Source organism: Streptomyces sp. NPDC004667 (genome assembly GCF_040609475.1).
Classification (GTDB): Bacteria; Actinomycetota; Actinomycetes; order Streptomycetales; family Streptomycetaceae; genus Streptomyces.
In genome coordinates, this window is the sequence record NZ_JBEXKC010000023.1 from 1 (window position 1) to 20740 (window position 20740).

Below are 20740 nucleotides of genomic sequence, written 5' to 3' on the forward strand. Positions count from 1 at the left end.
CCGGGGCCGGGTGCCGGGGCCGGGTGCCGGGCCGGACGCCGGGGTCTGGCGGCCCGGCATAGCCTGGTGGCGTGTACGAGGAAGCGCCGTCGGCCGCCGTCGCCGGAGCCGTGGTCTGGCGGGCCCGGGGACCCGGCGGGGTCGTGCTGCCCGACGGGTGCATGGACCTGCTGTGGGTCGGGGACCGGCTGCTGGTGGCCGGGCCCGACACCGGGCCGCACCCCGCCGGGGAGGTCCCCGGCCGAGCCTTCGCCGGGCTGCGGCTCGCCCCCGGCACCGCGCCCGCGCTGCTCGGCGTACCGGCGCACCGGCTGCGCGACCGGCGGGTGGAACTGGCCGACCTGTGGCCCGCCGCCGAGGTGCGCCGGCTCGCCGAACGGATCGCCGCCCACGAGGACCCGTGCGCGGGCCTCGAAGCACTGGCGCTGGCCCGCGCCCGTGCCGTCGGCCCGCCCGATCCGCTCCCCGCGCTGGTGACGGCCCGGCTGCGGGCGGGCCGGCCGGTGGCCGACATCGCCGACGAGGCCGGCCTCGGCGAACGCCAGCTGCGCCGGCGCTGCCTCGACGCCTTCGGCTACGGCCCCCGCACGCTGGGGCGGGTGCTGCGCCTGCAACGGGCCCTGGCCCTGAGCCGGCGCGGGCTGCCCCAGGCCGAGGTGGCCCACACCGCCGGGTACGCCGACCAGGCGCACTTGGCCCGCGAGGTACGGGCTCTGGCCGGGACCACCCTCGGGGCCTACCGGGCGGCGTCGGAGGGGGCGAACAGCGAGACCCCGCAGCCGTCGGGGTCGAGGACGACCGCGTAGCGCTGGCCCCAGAAGGCGTCCCAGGGCTTCAGGTGCCCCGGATGACCGGCCCCCGTCAGCTCGGCGTACAGCGCGTCCACCTCTGCGGGGGAATCGCACAGGAATGCCAGTTCCCGGCGGACGCCCCCGGTGGGCGGGGTCCAGGAGGGGTCGAAGGAGCGCACGACGTCCTCGGTGTCCCAGGCGATCCGCAGGCCCCCGGGCAGGGTGGCCTCGACGTGCGGCTGGGAGTCGGCGTCGGCGGGCACGTCCAGGCCGAGCCGGCGGTAGAAGGCGAGCGAGGCGGCCATGTCGGAGACGACCAGGCCGATCATGTCGAGTCGTGGAGTCATGGCGGCAGGCTAGGCGGGCCCACGGGCCCGCGTCTTGAAGGAAACGGACATCTTCCCGGAGGGGGGGGGGCACGACCGGGCCCCGGCGTCTGCGCCCGCCTCCCGGACGGGTGGCGCGGCGGGTTCCACCGGCGGGTTCCACCGGCACGCTCCACCGGCGCGCTCCACCGCCGGGCCCGACCGCCGCGACCCGCCGCCGGGGAGCTCGTCCTGGCCCGTTGCCGGGGAACCTGTCCCGGCCCGTTGCCGGGGAGCTCGTCCTGGCCCGTCGCCGGGGAACCCGTCCCGGCCCGTTGCCGGGGAGCCCGGCCCGGCCCGTGCCCGGGGAGCTCGTTCACGGTTGTGGCCCGGAGCCGCTCGGCTCGCGGCCGGGGAGGTCGTCCCGGCCCGCGACCGGTCGTCCCGGCCCCTGGGCGGGCCCCCTCTCCATCCCCGGGTGGAGAACCCGTCTCCACCCCGGATCCACCCGCGTTCCACCCCGGAGCCGATCACAGCGGGCTCCCGCGTTCCTAGCGTGGACGGCATGGACATCGCACGCGTTCTGCTCATCGCCCTCGTCGTGGTCTTCGTGGTGGCCCGCCGGTTCGGCGGCCGGCCCCTGAAGGACCGCGGCCGTCTGTGGGTGCTGCCCGCCGTCCTGGTGTTCGTCGGCGTGGGCGGCGGCGGGCTCGTCGCCCCCGCCCACCCGCTCCTCAGCCTGGTGCTGCTCGCCGCCGAGATCGGCGTGGCCTTCGGGCTCGGCCTCCTGATGGGCCGTGCCATGACCGTGTGGCGGGAGCCCGACGGGCAGCTCTGGGCCAAGGGCAACAAGGTGGTCCTCGCCCTGTTCGCGGTCTCCCTCGCCACCCGGGCCGCGCTCGCCCTGCTCGGCCACGCCGTGGGGATCACCCCGCACACCGGGGCGCTGCTGCTGACCCTGGCCGGCTGGATCCTCGCCCAGGGACTGGCCCTGGCCGCCCGGTCCCACCGGATCCCCGCAGCGGTGTGAAGCCGTTCGCGCAGGCCCGAGCCGGAGGGGACCGCCCAGTGCGCGAGGGCCTGGCACTCCTGCTCGGCCCGCTGCCCGGCATCGAGGTCCTCGCCTCCGCCGCGGACGGCGCCGAGGCGGTCCGGCTCGTCGCCGCCGTGTCCCGTCCGCTACGCCCACCGGCACGAGTTGGCCTGAAAGTCGCCTCCGCGGTCGGCGGAAACAAATCGGTGGCCGCGCCGTACGGGGTGCCCGTATGGTTTCGCACGTCAGGGAGCGCGGCGACGTGCCGCTCCCGCACGGGGAATCAGGAGGTGAGGACATTGATGACTGTCACGGAGACGGGCACGGCCCGCATTCAGGAGTTCATCATCGTTGCCACCTCCGTGGCCTCCGGCTGATCCCACACCTCTCCGCACGCCCACGGGCGCGCGCTGCCGGGGCCACCCTGTGAAGGGTTCCCCTTGTCTCTCTCTTCTCTTTCCTCCCTCCCGCACGCCCTCACCCCCTTCGGGTGGGACGACGCGTGGGACGCGGAGTTCGCTCCGTACGCCGACCAGGGCCTGCTGCCCGGCCGTGTCGTCCGGGTGGACCGCGGGCAGTGCGACGTCATGACCGCGGACGGCGTCGTCCGCGCCGACACCGCCTTCGTCACCCCGCACGACCCGATGCGCGTCATCTGCACCGGTGACTGGGCCGCCGTCGAGGCGACCGGCAACCCGCGCTACGTCAAGGCGTACCTGCCGCGCCGGACCGCGTTCGTACGGTCCACCTCCTCGCAGCGCTCCGAGGGGCAGATCCTCGCCGCGAACGTCGACTACGCGATCATCGCGGTATCGCTCGCCGGTGAGCTCGACCTCGGGCGCATCGAGCGGTTCCTCGCGCTGGCGTGGGAGTCGGGGGCGCAGCCGCTGGTCGTCCTCACCAAGGCCGACCTCGTCCCGGACCCGACCGCCCTCGGCTACCTGGTCCAGGACGTGGAGACCACCGCTCCCGGCGTCCCGGTGCTGACCGTCTCCTCCCACACCGGGGAGGGCACGGACGTGCTCGCCGCCGTCGCCGCCGGCGGAACGAGCGTGCTGCTCGGCGTCTCCGGGGCCGGCAAGTCCACGCTGGCGAACGCGCTGCTCGGCGCGGACGTCATGGACGTGCAGCAGACCCGCGAGGTCGACGGCAAGGGCCGCCACACGACCACCACCCGCAACCTCCTCGCCCTGCCGGGCGGGGGAGTCCTGATCGACACCCCCGGGCTGCGGGGCGTCGGGCTGTTCGACGCGGAGGCGGGGGTCGGGCAGGTCTTCTCGGAGATCGAGGAGTGCGCCGCCCGGTGCCGCTTCCACGACTGTGCCCACGAGGCGGAACCGGGCTGCGCGGTGCTGGCGGCCGTGGAGGCCGGCGAGCTGCCCGAACGCCGGCTGGAGAGCTACCGCAAGCTGATGCGGGAGAATCAGCGGATCGTCGCGAAGACGGACGCGCGGCTGCGGTCGGAGCTGCGGCGGGACTGGCGACTGAAGTCGGCGGTGGGCCGCGCGAACTACTCCGCGAAGCGGAACGGCCGGGTCTGACGGGTCCCTCCGGGGTGCCGGCAGGGTCGGGGTCCGGGGCGGGGGCGGCTTCCCCGCAGCCGGACCCGGCCCCGCCGCCGGACGAGGCCCGGGGGGTCTGGCCGGCCCGGACGGTCAGACCCCCGCCAGGACCGCGCCCAGCCACGCCGCCACGACGCACAGGCAGGCGACGAGTTCCACCAGCACGCTCGTGCCGACGGCCCGCATTACCGCCCGGACCGATGACCAGGCCTCCCCGTGCGTGCCCAGGCGGCGGCGTTCACACAGGTAGATGCCGCCCACGAAGCCGGGGACCGACCCCACCACCGGGATCAGGACGAAGCCCAGGAGCGCGCCCGCGCCCGCGTACACCGCCATGCGCCGGCTCGCCGCGGTGCCGCGCAGGCGGCGCGGCGGGAGGAGCCACTTGACCACCTGCACCACCAGCAGCAGGGCGGTCGCCGCGACCAGCAGGGTCCACGCGGGGCCCGACCGTTCGTGCAGCGCCCACCACAACACCCCCGCCCAGACCAGCCAGGTCCCCGGTACACCCGGAACCATCACCCCGAGCACCCCGAGCAGCAGCACCAGCCCCACCAGGAGCAGCTGAGGCAGATCCATCTGCCCAGCCTGACCGACCGGGGGCTATCGGGCCACCCAGCCCCGCTCGTACGCCTGCCAGCCGAGCTGGAGCCGCGTCGTGACCCCGGACAGCTCCATCAGTCCCTTCACCCGGCGCTGCACCGTCCGCAGGCCCAGGTCCAGGTGCTTGGCCACGCTGGCGTCCGTCATCCCCGCCAGGAGCAGCGAGAGGATCTCCAGGTCGGTGGTGTCCGGGCCGCCGTCGCCCTCCTCCGCGTAGCCCGTGGTGCCCAGGCGCAGCGGGCGGGACTCCCGCCAGACCGCCTCGAACAGGCCCCGCAGCGACTCCAGGAGGCCGGAGGCGTGTACCACCAGGGCGGCCGGTTCCGCCCCCCGCACGGTCAGCGGCACCATCGCCAGGGTGCCGTCGGCGATCACCAGCTTCGTCGGGACCTCGGTCGTCACCCGGATGTGCTCCCCGCGGGCCAGGGCCGCCCCGGCCTCGCGGATCCCGGTCGGCAGGGTCAGCACCTCCCGCTCGATGACCACCCGGTACGCGACGCCCCGGGCCGCCGCGCGTTCCTCGGCCTCGTTCTCCATGCCCGTCACCACCTGGGGCCGGCCACTGACCAGCGCGCAGACCTCCGACACGGCGCCGAGCTGGATCTGGTGGAAGCGGTGCGCCACCGCGCTGGCCCCCGTCACCACCTCCACGAGGTCGTGCACCGCCGGTTCGGCCGCCTCCGTCCGGTACTCCCGCGCCAGCAGTGCCGCCGCCAGCTCCGCCTGCTCCAGTTCGTGCCGCTGCTGGGCGAGCAGGGCCCCGAGCGCGACACCGGGCGGGGCGGCGACCCAGCGGCCCGGCCGGGCCGACGACTGCGCGGCGAGGCCGTGCCATTCCAGGTGCCGCAGCGCCCGTTCGGTCTGCGGCACCGGCAGCGTCAGCCGGTGCGCGAGGTCCGGGACCTCCGCCGCCCCCAGTGCCACCAGTGCGCGGTACGCCGACTCCTGGCCCTCGTCCAGGCCTATAGCACCCAGCAACCCGTCCACCTCCATCGTCAGTGCCGTTCCTGGCGGGAAGCGGCCACGGCGCAAACCCGCCGCGGACATCATCTCCGCACCCCCCGCCGCTCTGCCAGGGTGAAGCCACCGCAGCACCAAAATCCTCCGGCCGAAAGGCATTTGTGGGGCCGTCATCCCCTGCAAACGGGCCATTGGCCGGAATTCACCTTGGGAGAGCGATGCGCCCGATATCGCGCACGGCACTCGGAGCGGCCACGGCGGCCGTCCTCGTCGTCACAGCCGTCGGCCCGTCCGCGGCACAGCCGGACGACGCGCTGCCCGGCGAGAGACCGCTCGTCGGCAGTGCGGCGGCCGGCGAACGCCCGACCGCGCCCGTCACCGTCACCCTCGTCACCGGCGACCGGATCCTGGTGTCCACCGACGCCGCCGGCCACACCGCCGCCACCGCGATGCCCCGCGCGGACGGCACCCAGCCCGTCGTCCAGACCCGCCAGAGCGGCCAGGACCTCTACGTCTACCCCGAAGGCGCCACCCGGGCGCTCGCCGCCGGCACGGTCGACCCGCAGCTCTTCAACGTCACCGGCCTCATCCGTCAGGGCTACGACGACGCCCACGCCGCGAAGCTCCCCCTGATCGCGGTCTACGACGGCTCCGTGAACGTGGCCCGCGGCGCCCCGCCCGCCCCGCGCGGCGCCGAGCGTTCCCTGGTCCTCGGCTCCATCGGCGCCGTCGCCCTCGCCGCCGACAAGGAACACGCCGCCGAGTTCTGGGCCGACGTGTCGGCGGGCAGCGGTTCGCGCGCCGCCGGCGGGCTGAAGAAGCTGTGGCTCGACGGCAAGGTGCGGGGCAGCCTGGAGCGGTCCACCACACAGGTGAACGCCCCCGCCGCCTGGGCCGCCGGCTACGACGGCGCCGGCACCAGGGTCGCCGTCCTCGACACCGGCACCGACCTGGAGCACCCCGACCTCAAGGGCCGCGTCGACGCGTCGAAGAACTTCACCGACTCCGACACAGACGCCGACCGCCAGGGCCACGGCACCCACACCATCTCCACCGTCGGCGGCTCCGGCGCCGAGAGCGGCGGCGCCAAGAAGGGCGTCGCGCCCGGCACCCGGCTGCTCAGCGGCAAGGTGCTGGGCGACCGGGGCTACGGGCTCGACTCGTGGATCATCGCCGGCATGGAATGGGCCGTCGAGTCCAAGGCCGACGTCGTCTCCATGAGCCTCGGGGACCCCACCCGGACCACCTGCGACGACCCGCTGGCCGCCGCCGCCCAGCGCCTCTCCGAGCAGGGAACGCTGTTCGTCGTCGCCGCCGGGAACACCGGCCCCGGCAACAACACCGTCTCCTCGCCCGGCTGCGCCCCCGGCGTGCTGACCGTCGGCGCCGTCGACCGCGACGACACCACCGCCGTCTTCTCCAGCCGCGGCCCCGCCGGACCCGGACACACCCTCAAGCCCGAGATCGCCGCCCCGGGCGTCGACATCTCCGCCGCCAACATGGGCGGGCGCGGCGTGTACGCGTACCAGTCCATGTCCGGGACCTCGATGGCCACCCCGCACGTCGCCGGGGCCGCCGCCGTCCTCAAGCAGCGCCACCCCGACTGGACCGGGCAGCAGCTCAAGGCCGCCCTCGTCGGCTCCGCGAACAGTGCCGTCCCCGGCGACGTACGGGAGACCGGCGCGGGCCGCCTCGACGTCAAGGCCGCGGTCGACGCCACCGTCACCGGCGCCCCCGCCGTCCAGGGCGGCACGTACCACTGGCCGCAGGACAGCAGCGACCGCACGGCCGTCGAGGTCCCGTACACCAACACCGGCAGCCGGCCCGTCACCCTGAAGCTGTCGCTCGGCAAGGTCACCGGCAACGACGGCTCGGCGGTACGCGGCCGGATCGCCCGGCTGGAGCGCGACACGGTCACCGTCCCCGCCGGAGCCACCGTCAAGGTGCCGCTCGCCCTCGACCCGGCCGTGAAACTGGAACGCGCCCAGTACGGGGACGTCACCGGCCGCGTCCTCGCCACCGCCGACGGCGGCGTCCGCGTCTCCACGCCCTTCTCCCTCTACGTCGAACCCGAGACGGTCACCCTGCGCGTCAAGCTGATCGACCGCGCCGGGCGGCCCGCCACCGGCCCCTCCTCCCTGGACGTCATCGGCACCGACGACGCCACCGGCGAACGCCGCTTCAACGAGGGCGCCGCCGACCAGGTCTACCGGGTGCGCCCCGGCGCCTACTTCCTCTCGGCCTTCGTCGCCACCCCCGACGCCGGCGAGGGCGCCACCCTGACGGACTCCCTCACCTACCTCGGCCGCCCGCAGACCGAGGTACGGCGGGACACCACCGTCGTCCTCGACGCCCGCAAGGCCGGCCGCCTCACCGTCGAAGCGGACCGGCCGGTCGAGGTCCGCACCACCACCCTCGCCTTCGCCCGCAGCTGGGGCGGGGTCTGGCTGCACGCCGGCACCGCCATGGGCGGCCGCACCATCCGCGGCTACTACGCCGACGTCGAAGGCCGCGCCGAGGACGGCTCGTTCGAGTTCGGCAGCTACTGGCGGGCCGGCGCCCCCGTGCTCGCGGAACTGAAGGCGCAGGGCGGCCCCGTGCTGCACCCCGTCACCGCCTCCACCGGCAGCGACAACCTCGACGGACACGGCAGCGCCCCGCTCGTCGACGCGGGCACCGGAACCCCGGCGGAACTGGCCGCGGCCGGGGCCAAGGGGGCGGTCGTCCTCGTCAAGACCGGGAGCGGCAATCTGCACACCGTTGCCGAGGACGCGAAGAAGGCCGGGGCCGTCGCCGTGCTCGGCTTCCGCGAGGCCCCCGGCCGCTGGGTCCCCTCCACCGGCTTCGCGGGCGGCGGCGTCCTGCCCGTCCTGGGCGTCGAGTCCGCCGAGGGCAAGGCCCTGCTGGCCCGCCTGGCGGCCGGCGAGGTCACCCTGCAATGGAAGGGCACCGCGAAGAGCCCGTACGCGTACTCCCTCGCCTTCCCCGAGAAGGGACGGGTCCAGGGCGCACACAACTACCGGGTGCGCGACCGCGACCTCGGACAGGTCGACGCCACCTACCACTCCATGGGCGTGGCCTCGGACTTCATCGACCTGGCCGGCGCCCACCGGCCGATCGGCACCGCCGTCCTCTTCGGATCGATCGAGACCGTCGCCGTCCCCGGCACGAGGACGGAGTACTACACGGCCGGGGACACCGCCTGGGACCAGACCCTCTCCAGCAGCTTCCCCTGGGGCGAGTTCATGACGGGCGAGCAGCGCACCCACTCCAAGGGCGCCCGGACCACGGCGGTCTGGTACGACGGGGTCACCGCGCCGGTCGCACCCCGCGACCGCGCCGGGAAGGAGGCCCTGGCCGCCGAACGGCAGGGCAACCTGATCGGCTTCGCCCCGGCCATGTGGGGTGACGGCACGCACTACGCGCAGCCCGGCTCCTTCGGTGACATCGGCAACCTCCGGCTCACCCGGGACGGCAAGGTCATCGGGGAGACGGCGTACCCCTTCGGGGTGTTCGAGGTCCCGGCCGGGGAGGGCCGCTACGAGCTGGTCCAGAACATCGAGAAGATCGGCCAGCCCGCCCGCACCTGGCAGCGGTCCACCGCCGTGCGGACCGCCTGGGGCTTCACCTCGAAGCTCGACCCCTCGGCGTATTCGCAGGGCCTGCCCGTCCTCTTCCCGCGGTACGACGCCCCGATGGACGGCCTGAAGAAGGTCGCCGCGGCCGACGGACAGCGCATCGGGCTGAGCGCCACAGGGCACGCCGGGTACGTGCCGGGGGCCCTGACGGAGGTGCGGCTGTCGTACGCGTACGACGGTGAGAACTGGACGCAGGCGCCGGTGGTTCAGGACGGCGGCCGGTGGACCGCCGTCGTGAACCACGCCGGGGCCTCCGGGAAGCCGGTCTCCCTGAAGGTCGAACTCACCGACGCGAAGGGAGCCACGGTCACCCAGACGGTCGAGCGGGCGTACCAAGTCCGCTAATCCGTACGGGTCGTACGCGTCGTACGCGTTGCACGGGAAGGGTCCACGGGGCGGAGGCCCGGTGGACCCTTTTCGTGAGTTCGGGGGTTTTCGGGGTTCGGGGAGGCCGACAATGTGGGCATGAGTCAGCAGGGCGCGGAGGACTGGTGGCAGAAGCTCTACGACGACCCGGACGCGGGGCCCGAACCTGACCCGGGGGACACCCTGGACCAGCGCTTCCGCTCCGCGGCGACCCTGATGACCGGCCCGGCCCCGGAGGTCCCCGCCGCACGGCGGGCCCCGGACGGCCGCCCCGAGCCGTCGCACCACCCCGGCCCGCCGGGCCCCGTACCGCCGACCCGACCATCCCCTGACGAACCGCCGCCCCCACGCGCCGGGGACGCGCCACGGGCGGCCCCGTCGGCGCAGCCGACCCCGGAGGCGCCGCCCGTGCGGCGGGTACCGGAGGGGCCGCTGCCCCGGCGTTCCGGGGGTCAGCTGCCGCCGATCCCGGCGGTGCCGCCGGCTCCGGAGGGCCCGCCCGTGTGGCGGGTACCGGCAGGCCCGCTGCTCCGGCGTTCCGGGAGCCGGCTGCCGTCGGCTCCGTCGGCTCCTTCGGTGCCGCCGACTCCGACGATGCCACCCGCCCCGGTCGGCCCGTCCGCGCTGCGGACGCCCGGGGTGCCGCCGGGCGCGGCGGTGCCGCCTGTTCAGGACGGGCCGGGCGGCCGGGACGTGCCGGGCGTGCGGCCCGGTCTGTCCACAGGGTCGCCCGAAGCGCTCCGGTCGGAGCAGTCCGGCTCCACCCCGGATGACCTGCCGTCCGTACCGCCCGGGGTGCCCCCGGTTCCGCCGCCGCCCGAGCGGGGCGGGACCTCCGTCGTGCCCCCGCCGCCGTGGCCGCCCGCCGGGCCCGCGTCGCCCGAACGCCTCGACGGGGCCCCGGCCGGCCCCGGGACGCCCGCCCGGCCCGTGCCGGAGGGATCCCCGGTGGCTCCGCACGGTGGGTCGGGGACCGTGCCGCCCGCGCGGCGGGCCCCCGGGCCGTACGCGGCCCCGGGCGAACCGGGCGTCGTCCCGCCCGGGGTGCCGGGGCGGGAAGTACCGGCCCCGTCCGGTCCGCCCGCGCCGCCGCCGCGGGGTCCGTCGGCGCAGCCCGGTCCGCCGGATCCGCGGGTGGCCGGGGAGACCGGTTACGTGCGGGGGGACGTGGTGGTGCCGCCCGTCGAGGACGCGGACGGCACCCCGCCCGCCTGGCAGTGGCCCCCGCCACCCGGGGCGGCCGAGCCGGCGCGGGCGGAGGTGTCGGACACCCCGGAGACGGCGGAGCCGACGGAGACGGCGGACGCGCCGGACGTGCCGGAGTCCCCCTCGTACGGCCCGCGCCCGGCGGTCCGGCACCTCGGGGACCGCGCCCCCACCTACGCCCCCGAGCCCGGCGCCCTCCCCGCCGCCGACCCGGCCGCGCTGGACTTCCTCACCCCCGACACCGTCCTGGACGGGGCCCGCTACGGCACGTACGCCCTGCGCGCGGCCTCCCTGCGCGGGGACTCCGCCCGGTTCCGGGGCGAGGCCCGCCGGGACTTCCTGCTCACCGCCCGCTTCGGAGGCGGCGACGACGGCCTCGTCCTGGTGGTGCTGGCCGGCGGGGGCAGGGCCGCGCCCGGAGCCCGGGAGGCCGCCGCCGAGCTGGGCCACTCCGTCGCCGCGGCCGTCGGCCGCAGCCGCGAGCGGCTGGCCGCCGACATCCGGGCCGGCCGCCGCGAGGCCCTGCTCTCGGGTCTGCAGCGCCTCACCGACCGGGGCTACGGCCGCCTGCGGGCCCGCGCCGCCGAGCTGGGCCTCGCCGAGGAGGCGTACACCGCCGGACTGCGCGGACTGCTGCTGCCCCTGGACCCCGAATGCCGCAACCGGGTCTGCTTCGGCGCCGGCGCCGGCGGGCTCTTCCGGCTGCGCGCGGGCCGCTGGCAGGACCTGGAGCCGGCCGGGCCCACGGCCGGAGCCTTCCGGTTCCGGGCCGCCGTGGCCCGTCCGGGCGACACCCTGCTGCTCTGCTCCGGCGGCCTCGCGGACCCGATGCGCGAGGAGGACCTGCTCGCGGACGAGCTCGCCGCCCGCTGGTCGCAGGGCGAACCGCCCGGCCTCGCGGCCTTCCTCGCGGACACCCAGCTCCGCCTCAAGGGGTACGCCGACGACCGGACGGCAGCCGCGGTCTGGGAGGCGTAGGCGGGCGGAACGTGCGTGGATGGGAGGCGTACCCGGTCCGGACCGAAGCCGCAGCAGAAGGGGCGACCCTCCATGGCCAAGCAGAACGTCGCGGAGCAGTTCGTGGACATCCTCGTCCGCGCGGGCGTACGACGGATGTACGGGGTCGTCGGCGACAGCCTCAACCCGGTCGTCGACGCCATCCGCCGGACCGGCGACATCGAATGGATCCAGGTCCGCCACGAGGAGACGGCCGCCTTCGCGGCCGGAGCCGAGGCCCAGATCACCGGCCGCCTCGCCGCCTGCGCGGGCTCCTGCGGCCCCGGCAACCTCCACCTGATCAACGGCCTCTACGACGCCCAGCGCTCCATGGCCCCGGTCCTCGCGCTCGCCTCGCACATCCCCTCCGGCGAGATCGGCCTCGGCTACTTCCAGGAGACCCACCCCGACCGGCTGTTCGGCGAGTGCAGCCACTACAGCGAGCTGATCTCCAATCCCCGCCAGATGCCCCGGCTGCTCCAGACGGCCGTCCAGCACGCCATCGGCCGCAGCGGGGTGAGCGTGGTCGCCCTGCCCGGGGACGTGGCCTCGCTGCCCGCCCCCGAGAAGGCGGTGGAGCACGCCCTGGTCACGGCCCGGCCCACCGTGCGGCCCGGCGACGGGGAGATCGACAAGCTGGTCCGGCTGGTCGACGAGGCCGAACGGGTCACCCTCTTCTGCGGCAGCGGCACTGCCGGGGCGCACGCCGAGGTGATGGAGTTCGCGGGCCGCGTCAAGGCCCCCGTCGGGCACGCCCTGCGCGGCAAGGAATGGATCCAGTACGACAATCCGTACGACGTCGGCATGAGCGGACTGCTCGGCTACGGGGCGGCCTACGAGGCCACCCACGAGTGCGACCTGCTGATCCTGCTCGGCACCGACTTCCCCTACAACGCCTTCCTGCCCGACGACGTGAAGATCGTCCAGGTGGACATCCGGCCCGAACACCTCGGCCGCCGCTCCCAGTTGGACCTCGCGGTCTGGGGCGACGTACGGGAGACGCTGCGCGCCCTGAACGCGCGGGTGCGGGCCAAGACGGACCGCGCCTTCCTCGACCGGATGCTGAAGAAGCACGCCGACGCGCTGGAGGGGGTGGTACGGGCCTACACCCGCAAGGTGGAGAAGCACACGCCGATCCACCCGGAGTACGTGGCGGCCGTCCTCGACGAACTCGCCGACGAGGAAGCGGTCTTCACCGTCGACACCGGCATGTGCAACGTATGGGCGGCGCGCTATCTTTCCCCGAACGGCAAGCGGCGCATCATCGGTTCCTTCAGCCACGGCTCCATGGCCAATGCCCTCCCGCAGGCCATCGGCGCACAGTTCACCGACCGGGGCCGTCAAGTGGTGTCGATGTCGGGTGACGGTGGTTTCTCCATGCTGATGGGAGATTTCCTCACCCTCGTGCAGTACGACCTGCCCGTCAAAGTGGTCCTGTTCAACAACTCATCGCTCGGAATGGTCGAGCTGGAAATGCTGGTTTCCGGCCTTCCTTCGTACGGAACCACGAACCGGAACCCGGATTTCGCCGCCATCGCCCGCGCGGCCGGCGCGTTCGGCGTCCGCGTGGAGAAGCCCAAGCAGCTCACAGGGGCTTTGAGGGATGCTTTCCAGCACCGGGGACCCGCTCTGGTGGACGTGGTGACCGACCCCAACGCACTGTCCATTCCCCCTAAGATCAGCGCCGAAATGGTGACCGGATTCGCACTGTCCGCCAGCAAGATCGTGTTGGACGGAGGGGTGGGCCGGATGATCCAGATGGCTCGATCCAACCTGCGCAACGTGCCCCGCCCCTGAGGGCGCAGGAGTGCGGACTGCCCCGGGGGGCATGCATTCCGCAGGCCTGTTCGAGCACGTGGGGAAAGCGGGAGGGGCATCGCCGTGCGGGTGGGGGCGAATACCGGGAAGCCGTGGAGAAGAGGGGGCCCGGTGGCGCGCGAGCCGTCCGTCGGGGACGGGGCGGCGAGGGCGGGTGCGGCCGAGATCAGACGCAGCGTGCGCCGGGCCGATCTGAAGGCGGTCGGCGAGGTCCGCGGGGCCCTGCGGGAGCTGGTGCGGCACCGCTGCCGTGCCGAGACCTCCGACGTGGCGGAACTGCTGATCACCGAACTGGTCACCAATGCCCTGGTGCACACCGAGCAGGGCGCCGAGGTGTCCGTGACCCTCGTCGCGGCCCGCCTCCGGGTGGAGGTGCGCGATTTCAACGCCCGCCGCCCCACTCCGTACGTAACGTCCGCCGACGACGGTACGCACGGCCGGGGGCTGGTCCTGGTGCAGGCACTGGCCGACGCCTGGGGCGTGGATCCGCTCGCACCGGGGCGCGGCAAGGTGGTCTGGTTCGAACTGGAGGCGCCTGCCCCGGCCTGAGCCGCGGGCCGGATCCCCGCTGTCCGCCGAGGCAGGGCCAGGGCCCGGACGCGCGACGGCGGGGCGCGAAGCGCCCCGCCGTCGCGTGTGCGGTCCGGTTCACCCGAACTGCTGTTCCAGATCCTTCAGTTTGCGCTCAAGTGAGTCGAGCCGGGGGAGGGTCTGGGTGTCGTCCTCGGCGGTGAGGTCGACGGTCCGGGCAGCGGTCGGGTCAGGTGATTCGCTTCCGTTCGCGTTCACGGCTTGCAGGGAGGGCCTTCGGCGCAGGGGCAGCTGTCCCGCTTCCGATATGGCCGGCTCCGCGCCGACCGGCGCGGAGCCCGATCCGGGGGCCAGCCCCGGTACGTCGACCTGGCGCGCGCGGGCCCGCCCGAACGCCCTGTTCTGCCGGCCCAGCGCCTTGATGTGGGCGCGCTCCAGGCGGTGTTGCTCCCGCCTGCGGTGCCGGTCGTTCTCCTTCTCCTTCTTGTCCTCGCGCACCTCGTCCACGGCCTCGTCGAGCGTGCGTACGCCCTCCAGCAGCATCAGCGACCAGGCCCCGAAGGTCTCCCGCGGGGCCCGCAGCCAGCGGACCATCCGGATCTGCGGCAACGGCCGCGGGATCAGGCCCTGTTCGCGCAGCGCCGCGCGGCGGGTCTGCTTGAGGGCGCGGTCGAACAGCACGGCAGCCGAGAGCGACATCCCGGAGAAGAACTGCGGTGCCCCGTCGTGCCCGATGCCACGGGGTGCGTGCACCCAGTTGAACCAGGCCGCCGCGCCCGCGAACAGCCAGACCAGCATGCGCGAGCCGAGGGCCGCGTCACCGTGGCTGGCTTCGCGGACGGCGAGCACCGAGCAGAACATGGCGGCGCCGTCGAGGCCGAAGGGGACCAGGTACTCCCAGCCCCCGGAGAGGTTGAGGTTCTGCCGGCCGAAGCCGACCAGACCGTGGAAGGAGAGCGCGGCGGCCACCGCCGCGCAGCAGAAGAGCAGGACGTACGAAGCGGTTCCGTAGACGGCCTCCTTGCGGCGCCTGCGCTCCTCGCTGCGTTCCCAGCTGTCGTCGGCCGCGGCCTTCTCGCTCTCCCGCTTGCCCCGGGCCAGCACCGCCACTGCCGCAAGTACGCCCAGGATCAACAGGCCGCCGGGCAGCAGCCAGTCCAGCGATATGTCGGTCAGTCTCATGCGGTTGTCCCTTGCCTCGCGTATGCGGCTTTCCGGGCGCCATAGTGGCGCAGCGGGTCCGTGGTGCACGCGGGTTTCGGGGCAAGAGGACGCCAACGGGGGGCGGGGCCCGTCGGATAGGGCGTTGTGGCTCGAACTGGGGTCTGGGTGAGCCGAGTTGTGTTCGAATCGGCTTCATCCCTGGGGGTGGGTTCAGTCGGCGGCGGCCACCGCCGCGAGCCGGCTGACGCGGTCCGCGTCGCAGGTGCGTGGGCAGGTCGTGCAGGTGTCCTCGGGGCGGATCGTGTAGAAGAAGCAGCAGCCGGCCCGGTCGCGGGTGGTCAGCTCCGCGCCGCCGGGGCCGGTCAGGGTGCGGAAGTCCGCGCCCCCCGTGTACGGGGCGGGCCCGCCGGGCAGCAGCCGCCGCAGTTCGGCGACGGCCCGCCGCTCCTCGCCGAGCAGGCTCCCGAGGTACCAGAGCCCCTCGACGACCTCGTCGGTGGCCAGTGCCCACCGGGCCCGCGGGCCGCGCCGCAGGCGGGGGCCGAAACCTTCCAGCAGCGGCCCGAGGTGCTCGGCCACCGCTGCCCGCACCTCTTCGCGCAGCGCCTCCTCGTCGGGGACGGTCCGGGCCCCGGGGAGGCCGGCCGCCGGATCGCCGGGCAGGCACGCGAACTCCTCGACCCGTACGGACATCCGGCCCTGCGTCCGGTGGAAGGCCACCCGGTCCACCGGCAACCGGGGCACCCGGCGCTCCAGGAACCAGGGGACGGTGATCAGCAGGCAGGCCGGCCAGGCGTAGCGGTGGAGGCCGAAGCCGGCCACCACGTCGGGCCGCGCCGGGCGCCCGTAGTCCCGCAGCACCTGGGCCGCGTCCCAGGCGAGGTGGTCGTCGAGGGCCGCGCCGCCCGCCGCGAGCTCGTCCGCGCCGACCCATCCCGCACCGCTGGGGAGGGGGTCGTGCGCGCCGCGCTCGTCGATCCGCAGGCCCGGGTAGGCGGCCGTCAGGCGCCCGTACGCCTCCGCCACCGGAGAGCCGGCCGGGGCGGGTGCGGGCGGGAGCAGGACGTCGGCCGCCTGGCAGGTCATGACGCACCACCGAATCACGCGATCGTTGGAAGGTTAGCCTAACCTTACCCGATCTTCGTGCTGCGTACGCCCCGGCACCCCCGACGTACCGGGTGGATTCACCTATCCTCGGTACCGGTCGAGACCTGGAGGAGGACCGAGTGCACGAAGCGGCCCACGCCCCGGTGTCCGAGGAGCCGGTGGTACCCGCGCAGAAGGTGCTGCGCCATTCGGTGCGCGGGCAGGTCCTGGACGCGCTGCGCGCCGCCCTCGTCGACGGGGAGCTGGCACCCGGGGAGATCTACTCGGGCCCCGCGCTCGGCGAGCGCTTCGGGGTCTCCGCGACCCCCGTGCGCGAGGCGATGCAGCAGCTGGCGCTGGAAGGCGCGGTGGAGTGCCTGCCCAACCGGGGCTTCCGGGTGCTGTCCGGCACCCCGCGCGCGCTGGCCGAACTGGCCGAGGTCCGCGCCCTGCTCGAAGTGCCGGTGATGCTCCGGCTGGCCCGCACCGTGCCCGCCGCCACCTGGGAGGCCCTGCGTCCGGCGGCCCTCGCCACCGCGGAGGCGGCCGCCGCGGGCGACCTGCCGGGGTACGCGGACGCCGACCGGGCCTTCCACCGGGCGGTGCTCTCCCTGGCGGAGAACACCCAGCTGGTGCGGATCGCGGAGGAGCTCCACCGCCGGGCGCAGTGGCCCCTGCCGGGCGCCCCGCGGGTGCGCCGGGCCGACCTCGTCGCCGACGCGGCGGAGCATTCGGCCCTCCTGGAGGCCCTGATCGCCCAGGACCTCCCGGTGGTGGAGTCACTCGTACGGGAGCACTTCGCGGGATCCGCCGGCTGCCCCGGCTGACCCGGCGGCTCCGACCGGCTCGGACCGGCTCAGGCGCGGTCGGAGCCGGTCGGACCGGGTGGGGCCCGGTCAGGCCGGGGACGGGGCCAGCTGGTCCGCGAGCCAGGTGGGGATGCCGCCCAGCAGGTGGAACAGGCGGCGGGCCTCCGCGCGCAGCCGGGTGGCCTCCGGCTCCGGCTCGGCCTCGGCCAGCGCCGCCAGCGCCGGGGCGGTACCGACCAGGAACCCCAGGTCCTCCCGGATGCGCAGGGACTCCGCGAAGCCCTTGCGGGCCTCGGCCAGCTCGCCGTCGCGCAGGGCCAGCGCGGCCAGGTGCCGCCACGTGAACGACAGCAGCAGGGTGTCCCCGTGCGCCTCCGCCCCCGCGTGGGCCCGGTGGTACGCCGGCCGGGCCGCCTGCGGGGCGTCGGCGAGGTGCTCTGCGACCAGTCCCCGCCGGAAGTCCAGCAGCGGCCGGGTGCGCGAGGTGGGCGCGAGCAGGGCGGCCGCGCGGCCGAGCGCCGAGCGGGCCTCGTCGGCCCGGTCCCGGACGCCGAGCACCGTGGCGGCGTAGGCCAGTTGGCCCCGCTCGCAGGCGGCGGCGCCGCGTTCGTCGTCGTCCCGGGCCACGGCTTCGGCCACCCGCAGGGCGTCCTCCGCCTCGGCCCAGCCCTGACCGGTGAACAGGCAGCGTTCCACCAGGAGCGCGGTGCGCTGCACCGCCGCCCGGGCCTCGCTCGCGTGCGGCGTCAGCAGGGCCGCCGCGTCGGTCCAACAGCCGCGCGAGCGCAGCCGCCATATCGCCCGCTGGAGGGGGTCGTCGCCCCCGGTTGATCCCGCACCGGACATGGCGGTATCCGCCACATTGCCCTCCCCGAAGCAACCAAGCAGCACGTCGTTGAGCCCTGGGGCGAAATGAGAGCACGGATCTGCTGCCTCGGCCAAGGGGTCGGGTGAACTCTTTCACAAAGTCCGGACGGCTCGTCAGCCGTCTCACGCCGTCCCCTCGGCCGCCGCCCTGCTCAGGGCGGCGGGGGCCCGCGGAATCAGCTCATCCGCAGGGCGAGGAAGAAGTCGAGCTTGTCCTCCAGCCGGGAAAGGTCGCGCGCGGTCAGCTGCTCGATTCGCCCGACCCGGTAACGCAGCGTGTTGACGTGGAGGTGCAACCGGGTCGCGCAGCGGGTCCAGGAGCCGTCGCAGTCGAGGAAGGCCTCCAGGGTCGGGATGAGCTCCGCGCGGTGGCGGCGGTCGTAGTCGCGCAGCGGGTCCAGCAGCCGGGCCGTGAAGGCGCGGCGCACGTCGTCCGGGACGAACGGCAGCAGCAGCACGTGCGAGGCGAGCTCGTGGTGGCCGGCGGCGCAGACCCGGCCGGGGCGGGCCGCGGCGACCCGGCGGGCGTGCCGGGCCTCCTCCAGCGCCCCGCGCAGCCCCTCCGCGGAGTGCACGGCCGCGCTGACGCCGAGGGTGAGCCGCCCGTCGTCGGCCAGACCGGCGGCCAGGGGTTCGCGTACGGCCGCCAGCAGCGCGTCCGCGTGGAGCGCGGAGTCGGGCCCCTTGTCCTCGCCGGAGTCGCCGGAGAGGGCGGGCAGGGGCACCAGGGCGATGGCCTCGTCACCCGAGTGGGCGACCGCGATCCGGTCGGAGGGTTCCGGCCCGGACATCGACGGGTCGACCAGGATCTCCTCCAGCAGCGACTGGGCCACCGGGCCGCCGGGGATGTCCCCGCCGTCCCAGTCCACCCGGGCCACGACGACCTGCCAGTGCGGGGCGGCGCCCAGTCCGGGCAGCAGAACGGGCGCGGCCACCCGCAGGCGGGCGGCGATCTCGGCGGGCGGGGCGCCCGTCTGGACCAGTTCGAGCACTTCCTGTGCGAGCCGGCGGCGCACCGTGCGGGCGCCGTCACGGCGGTCCCGCTCGACGGCGATCAGCTGGGTGACGCCCTGCAGCAGGTCCAGGCGCTCCGCGGGCCAGTCGCCCGCGTCGGCCTCGACGGCCAGCAGCCAGTCCGAGAGCACGCTCTCGCGCACGTCCCGGGGGGAGGGACCCGCTGGTCCGCGCCCGTGTCCCCTGATCGGGAACAGGGAGTAGGTAATACCCTGGATGGAGATCCGGTGCGGGCCCCTGCGGCCGGTCCGGACCGCCGCGAGGTGTTCGCTCGCCAGCGTCGCGCAGATGCCCGGAGCCAGCGGTTCCCCGGCCCCGGCGATCTGCCGCCCGGTGGGGGAGAGCACCCAGGCCCGGAGATCGAGGTCCGTGGTGAGCAGATCCAGCACCACATCGGGTCCGCCGCCCGCGGGACCGGATGTCATCAGGCGCCGGTGGCGGTCCACGACGGCCGCGAGATCGCCCGCGCGCTCCCCGGACACCTGCCGCACCACGTACTCCGTGATGGTGGCGAATGCAACGTCCTCGTTGACCACGAAGAGTGGCAGCCGGTTGCGCCGACAGGCTGAAACAAGATCGTCCGGGATGTCTCCCAATTCCGCCTCGCCGGCCGCGAGGCCCGCGACCCCGGCGCTCGCGAGGATTCGTACGAACGGCTCGGAGTCGGCTGAATTTCTTCGCCAGGCCAGGCCGGTGAGGACGAGTTCGCCCCCGGATAGGTATCGGCTGGGATCCCTCAGGTCGGTCGTCATGACCCCGCGGACCGTCCGGTCGAGTTCTTCCTCGCCGCCCAGCAGCCGCAGCCCCAGCGCCTCGGTTTCCAGCAGTGCGCGCAGCCGCATGATGTCGCCGCCGATCTGTCTCGAATGTTGCCGTTGGAAATCGGGCAGGTCGTCGCATCCTGCCTTTCATACGAATCTACAAGACGAGGGAGGCCGTCAGCCAACTCCTTCATGGTTTCGGTGACTGCACCGGGGGGACGCGCGGCTTGTGTACTGACTACACACCGCGTTAACAGCACGTGAACGACCAGTCGAGGGCCGTCGGTCTCCTGGCTTGAACCGAACGATCCGATTGAGAATGAAGAGAGCCGCACATGGACTTCCTTCGCCCCGCCAGCTGGGAGGAGGCGCTCGCCGCCAAGGCCGAGTACCCGACAGCCGTTCCCATTGCCGGCGGCACCGACATCATGGTCGAGATCAACTTTGACCACCGCCGTCCGGAATACCTCCTGGACCTCAACCGCATCGAACTGCTGCGGGAGTGGGAGGTCGGCGAGGACGTCACCAGGCTCGGAGCCTCCGTTCCGTACACCCAGATCATGGAGAACCTGCGCGGCACGCTGCCGGGACTCGCGCTCGCCTCGCACACGGTCGCGTCCCCCCAGATCCGCAACCGCGGCGGTGTCGGCGGCAACCTCGGCTGCGCCTCGCCCGCCGGTGACTCCCACCCCGCGCTGCTCGCCGCCGACTGCCGCGTCGAGGTCGAGTCCGTACGCGGTTCGCGCCTGATCCCGATCGACGAGTTCTACACCGGCGTGAAGCGCAACGCGCTCGCCGCCGACGAGCTGATCAAGTCGATCCACATCAAGAACGCCACGGGCCCGCAGCAGTACTCCAAGGTCGGCACCCGCAACGCGATGGTCATCGCGGTCTGCGGCTTCGGCCTGGCCCTGCACTCCGACACCCGCACCGTCCGTACGGGCATCGCCTCCGCCGCCCCGACTCCGATCCGGGCGAAGGCCGCCGAGGAGTTCCTTAACGCCGCGCTCGAAGAGGGCGGCTTCTGGGACAACGGCAAGGTCATCACCCCGTCGATCGCCAAGCAGTTCGGCGCGCTCGCCTCCGGCGCGTGCAACCCGATCGACGACGTCCGCGGCACGGCGAAGTACCGCCGCCACGCGGTCGGCATCCTGGCTCGCCGCCAGCTCGTCTGGACGTGGGAGCAGTACCGCGGCACCAACGGCCGCCCGCTCGAAGGGGCTGCGTAAC

Annotated in this window: 17 protein-coding genes; 10 read left to right on the plus strand and 7 right to left on the minus strand. The window is 74.5% G+C overall.

What is annotated here, in order from left to right:
• The first annotated feature begins 71 nt into the window (after positions 1–71).
• Entirely contained in the window at positions 72–806 is a 735-nt protein-coding gene (locus tag ABZW32_RS15585; protein ID WP_356215741.1) for a helix-turn-helix transcriptional regulator, read from the plus strand.
• On the opposite strand, the gene ABZW32_RS15590 is transcribed toward ABZW32_RS15585, so the two are convergent.
• Positions 737–1138 carry a VOC family protein gene (locus ABZW32_RS15590; protein WP_356215744.1) on the minus strand — a complete coding sequence of 134 codons (402 nt, stop codon included), beginning with the start codon at positions 1136–1138 and terminating at the stop codon, positions 737–739. The genes ABZW32_RS15585 and ABZW32_RS15590 overlap by 70 nt on opposite strands.
• Before the next feature lie 523 nt (positions 1139–1661).
• Here ABZW32_RS15590 and ABZW32_RS15595 point away from each other — a divergent pair.
• From ABZW32_RS15595 to rsgA, 3 genes are all read left to right on the plus strand, one after another.
• A complete protein-coding gene (locus tag ABZW32_RS15595; protein WP_356215747.1) occupies positions 1662–2126 on the plus strand; it encodes a hypothetical protein in 465 nt (154 codons plus the stop codon).
• 38 nt (positions 2127–2164) lie between these two features.
• Positions 2165–2506, plus strand: coding sequence for a hypothetical protein (locus ABZW32_RS15600; RefSeq protein ID WP_356215749.1), 342 nt, complete (start codon positions 2165–2167; stop codon positions 2504–2506).
• A 63-nt stretch (positions 2507–2569) separates the two neighbouring features.
• Positions 2570–3670: a ribosome small subunit-dependent GTPase A gene (rsgA, locus tag ABZW32_RS15605; protein ID WP_356215752.1), complete on the plus strand. Its 1101-nt coding sequence runs from the start codon at positions 2570–2572 to the stop codon at positions 3668–3670.
• A 114-nt stretch (positions 3671–3784) separates the two neighbouring features.
• Here rsgA and ABZW32_RS15610 read toward each other — a convergent pair whose 3' ends face one another.
• On the minus strand, positions 3785–4270 hold the full coding sequence (locus tag ABZW32_RS15610; RefSeq protein ID WP_356215755.1) for a DUF456 domain-containing protein: 486 nt from the start codon (positions 4268–4270) through the stop codon (positions 3785–3787).
• 24 nt (positions 4271–4294) lie between these two features.
• Positions 4295–5272, minus strand: a complete 978-nt coding sequence (locus ABZW32_RS15615) for a helix-turn-helix domain-containing protein (protein ID WP_356215909.1) — start codon at positions 5270–5272, stop codon at positions 4295–4297.
• A 200-nt stretch (positions 5273–5472) separates the two neighbouring features.
• Here ABZW32_RS15615 and ABZW32_RS15620 point away from each other — a divergent pair, with 200 nt between their 5' ends.
• The 4 genes from ABZW32_RS15620 to ABZW32_RS15635 all read left to right on the plus strand — a co-directional run bounded on the left by ABZW32_RS15620 (position 5473) and on the right by ABZW32_RS15635 (position 13827).
• Complete coding sequence (locus ABZW32_RS15620; RefSeq protein ID WP_356215758.1) at positions 5473–9237, plus strand: S8 family serine peptidase; 3765 nt, start codon at positions 5473–5475, stop codon at positions 9235–9237.
• 1176 nt (positions 9238–10413) lie between these two features.
• Positions 10414–11442, plus strand: coding sequence for a protein phosphatase 2C domain-containing protein (locus ABZW32_RS15625; RefSeq protein WP_356215761.1), 1029 nt, complete (start codon positions 10414–10416; stop codon positions 11440–11442).
• A gap of 72 nt (positions 11443–11514) precedes the next feature.
• On the plus strand, positions 11515–13257 hold the full coding sequence (locus ABZW32_RS15630) for a pyruvate dehydrogenase (RefSeq protein WP_356215764.1): 1743 nt from the start codon (positions 11515–11517) through the stop codon (positions 13255–13257).
• Positions 13258–13389: 132 nt separating this feature from the next.
• Positions 13390–13827 carry an ATP-binding protein gene (locus ABZW32_RS15635; protein WP_356215767.1) on the plus strand — a complete coding sequence of 146 codons (438 nt, stop codon included), beginning with the start codon at positions 13390–13392 and terminating at the stop codon, positions 13825–13827.
• Positions 13828–13926: 99 nt separating this feature from the next.
• Here the strand turns inward: ABZW32_RS15635 and ABZW32_RS15640 are convergent, their stop codons facing one another.
• Positions 13927–14991: a DUF2637 domain-containing protein gene (locus ABZW32_RS15640; protein WP_356215769.1), complete on the minus strand. Its 1065-nt coding sequence runs from the start codon at positions 14989–14991 to the stop codon at positions 13927–13929.
• A gap of 192 nt (positions 14992–15183) precedes the next feature.
• A complete protein-coding gene (locus ABZW32_RS15645; RefSeq protein WP_356215772.1) occupies positions 15184–16059 on the minus strand; it encodes a (2Fe-2S)-binding protein in 876 nt (291 codons plus the stop codon).
• 164 nt (positions 16060–16223) lie between these two features.
• Here ABZW32_RS15645 and ABZW32_RS15650 point away from each other — a divergent pair, with 164 nt between their 5' ends.
• On the plus strand, positions 16224–16886 hold the full coding sequence (locus ABZW32_RS15650) for a GntR family transcriptional regulator (protein ID WP_356215912.1): 663 nt from the start codon (positions 16224–16226) through the stop codon (positions 16884–16886).
• 69 nt (positions 16887–16955) lie between these two features.
• Here ABZW32_RS15650 and ABZW32_RS15655 read toward each other — a convergent pair whose 3' ends face one another.
• Both ABZW32_RS15655 and ABZW32_RS15660 read right to left on the minus strand, forming a co-directional pair.
• Entirely contained in the window at positions 16956–17729 is a 774-nt protein-coding gene (locus ABZW32_RS15655; RefSeq protein ID WP_356215775.1) for a hypothetical protein, read from the minus strand.
• Positions 17730–17911: 182 nt separating this feature from the next.
• A complete protein-coding gene (locus ABZW32_RS15660; RefSeq protein ID WP_356215778.1) occupies positions 17912–19591 on the minus strand; it encodes a PucR family transcriptional regulator ligand-binding domain-containing protein in 1680 nt (559 codons plus the stop codon).
• 254 nt (positions 19592–19845) lie between these two features.
• On the opposite strand from ABZW32_RS15660, the gene ABZW32_RS15665 reads away from it, so the two are divergent.
• Positions 19846–20739 carry an FAD binding domain-containing protein gene (locus ABZW32_RS15665; protein ID WP_356215781.1) on the plus strand — a complete coding sequence of 298 codons (894 nt, stop codon included), beginning with the start codon at positions 19846–19848 and terminating at the stop codon, positions 20737–20739.
• Position 20740 lies beyond the last annotated feature (1 nt).

Coding starts and splice junctions, on each gene's coding strand:
- ABZW32_RS15590 (WP_356215744.1), bottom strand. CDS start 1,138: ATGACTCCACGACTCGACATGATCGGCCTGGTCGTCTCCGACATGGCC.
- ABZW32_RS15595 (WP_356215747.1), top strand. CDS start 1,662: ATGGACATCGCACGCGTTCTGCTCATCGCCCTCGTCGTGGTCTTCGTG.
- ABZW32_RS15610 (WP_356215755.1), bottom strand. CDS start 4,270: ATGGATCTGCCTCAGCTGCTCCTGGTGGGGCTGGTGCTGCTGCTCGGG.
- ABZW32_RS15620 (WP_356215758.1), top strand. CDS start 5,473: ATGCGCCCGATATCGCGCACGGCACTCGGAGCGGCCACGGCGGCCGTC.
- ABZW32_RS15630 (WP_356215764.1), top strand. CDS start 11,515: ATGGCCAAGCAGAACGTCGCGGAGCAGTTCGTGGACATCCTCGTCCGC.
- ABZW32_RS15640 (WP_356215769.1), bottom strand. CDS start 14,991: ATGAGACTGACCGACATATCGCTGGACTGGCTGCTGCCCGGCGGCCTG.
- ABZW32_RS15645 (WP_356215772.1), bottom strand. CDS start 16,059: ATGACCTGCCAGGCGGCCGACGTCCTGCTCCCGCCCGCACCCGCCCCG.
- ABZW32_RS15660 (WP_356215778.1), bottom strand. CDS start 19,591: ATGCGGCTGCGCGCACTGCTGGAAACCGAGGCGCTGGGGCTGCGGCTG.
- ABZW32_RS15665 (WP_356215781.1), top strand. CDS start 19,846: ATGGACTTCCTTCGCCCCGCCAGCTGGGAGGAGGCGCTCGCCGCCAAG.